1 protein-coding gene is annotated in these 1,738 nt (G+C 69.3%); it reads right to left on the minus strand.

Annotated features, from left to right (window positions below; all coding sequences use genetic code 11):
* A partial coding sequence (fxsT, locus tag BCD49_RS27065; RefSeq protein ID WP_083401722.1) for an FxSxx-COOH system tetratricopeptide repeat protein occupies window positions 1–1,723 on the minus strand: 1,723 nt, incomplete at its 3' end.
* Between the last annotated feature and the right edge of the window lie 15 nt (window positions 1,724–1,738).

The following is a 1,738-nucleotide window of genomic DNA, read 5'->3' on the forward strand; positions in this document are numbered from 1 at the left end:
AGTCCCCCTGGTCCGCCAGGGTGACCGCGAGGTTCGACGCCGCGCGGATCGTGTCCGGATGATCCTCACCGAGCACGCGCCGACGCCACACCAGCACGTCCTCCTCCAGGACACGCGCAGCCGGAAAGATACCCTGGGCCCACAGTGTGTCCGCGAGGTCCGCCGCCGCACGGACCGTGTCCCGATGATCCTCACCGAGTGAGGTGGCCCACCGATCGTGGACGTGTTCACCGATGCGGCGACTGGTCGGATAGTCGCCCTGGTCACGCAAAGCCTCGGCCAGCGCCAGCACGAAATCCCGGCCCGTGTCACTGTCGGTATCCAACAGACCCGTCGCCAGGACATGCGGATACAACTGCGCGTACCGGCCCCAGCCCGCAGGAGTCGTCCGATCGGGCGGATGGCCCCGGGCAAGCAGCCCCTGCGCCACCCGGCGCAGCACTGGCCGAAGCGCCTGCGGGGTGTCGTCCCGCAAAACGGCATGGACCAGCCGGTGCATCACCACCTGGTCACCCTCAACTAGTCGCACCATCGCAGCACGCACCAGCGTCCCGACGACATCCCGCAACGCCAACGGATCACGCACAGCCTCATCCAACGGCGCAGGCAGCAGATCTGCGACCTGCGGTCGGATCAGGTCCACCGGGATCGGCTCCGGACCGAACTGCGCCCACAACCGCACCAACAACACCGCCGACTCATCCAGCCCACGTAGCGCCACCGTCCACGTCGCCGCGACCGGCACATGATCCAGCGGCGTCCCCCGGGCCATCACCTCAGACACCCGCTCGCGCAGCAGATCCACATACTCACCAGCAGGCATACCGGTCTCCGCCAGCCACGCACCCGCCTGCTCCAACGCCAACGGCAAATCGTCCACCGCCGCCGCGATCCGCTCCGCCTCCGCCACCGACAGCCGCGGCGTTCTCTCCCGCAGCAGTGCCACCGACCTGTCACGGGGCAGCACATCGACCTCCACCGTGCCGGCAAGCCGCGACCAGGTCGGATCTCGGGTGGTCACCAGCACATGCCCACCACCACCAGCCGCCGACAGCACCCCACACAGGTCGTTCGGCGTTTCCGCGTTGTCAACGATCAACAGCCAACGCGCGAAACGGCCCCCCTGGCGCAGCAGCTCCACCACCGCGCGGACCGACTCGTCCGCCTGCCCAGCCACCCCGACCCCGACCCGATCCGCCAACGCCGCCAACGCACCCAGCACCAGCGCCAGATTCTCTGCCGGCACCCACCAGACCAGGTCATAGTCACCGGCATGCCGGTAGGCGTACTGCACGGCAAGCTGCGTCTTGCCGACCCCACCCAGACCGTGCAGGGCCTGCGGTACAGCCACCGCCCGACCATCCCCCACCAGACGGGCCCGCAGATCCGCCAGCTCCCCCTCACGGCCCGTGAAATGCGGATTCCGCGGCCACGGCAACGACCACACCACACCACCCGCCGCCGCCGCCGAGCCTGAACGGGCAGCATCCGCCCGAAACACCGGATTCGCCGGAAACAGCTCCAGGGCAGCCRCACACAGTGCTGCCCGACCGTCCTCGATCAGCCCGTTCGCCAGCAGCCCCGACACCGCCGACCAGAAACCCAGACCATCCGTCACCGCCCACGACGGCAACCGCTCCACCGGCACACCCGCAGCCACCAGCACCCGCCCAGCCGAACCCGCATCCGGGAACACCCTCGCGAACTCCGCGACCTCACCCACCGACAAGCCACCCAC

Source organism: Pseudofrankia sp. EUN1h, from assembly GCF_001854645.1.
Taxonomy (GTDB): domain Bacteria; phylum Actinomycetota; class Actinomycetes; order Frankiales; family Frankiaceae; genus Pseudofrankia; species Pseudofrankia saprophytica.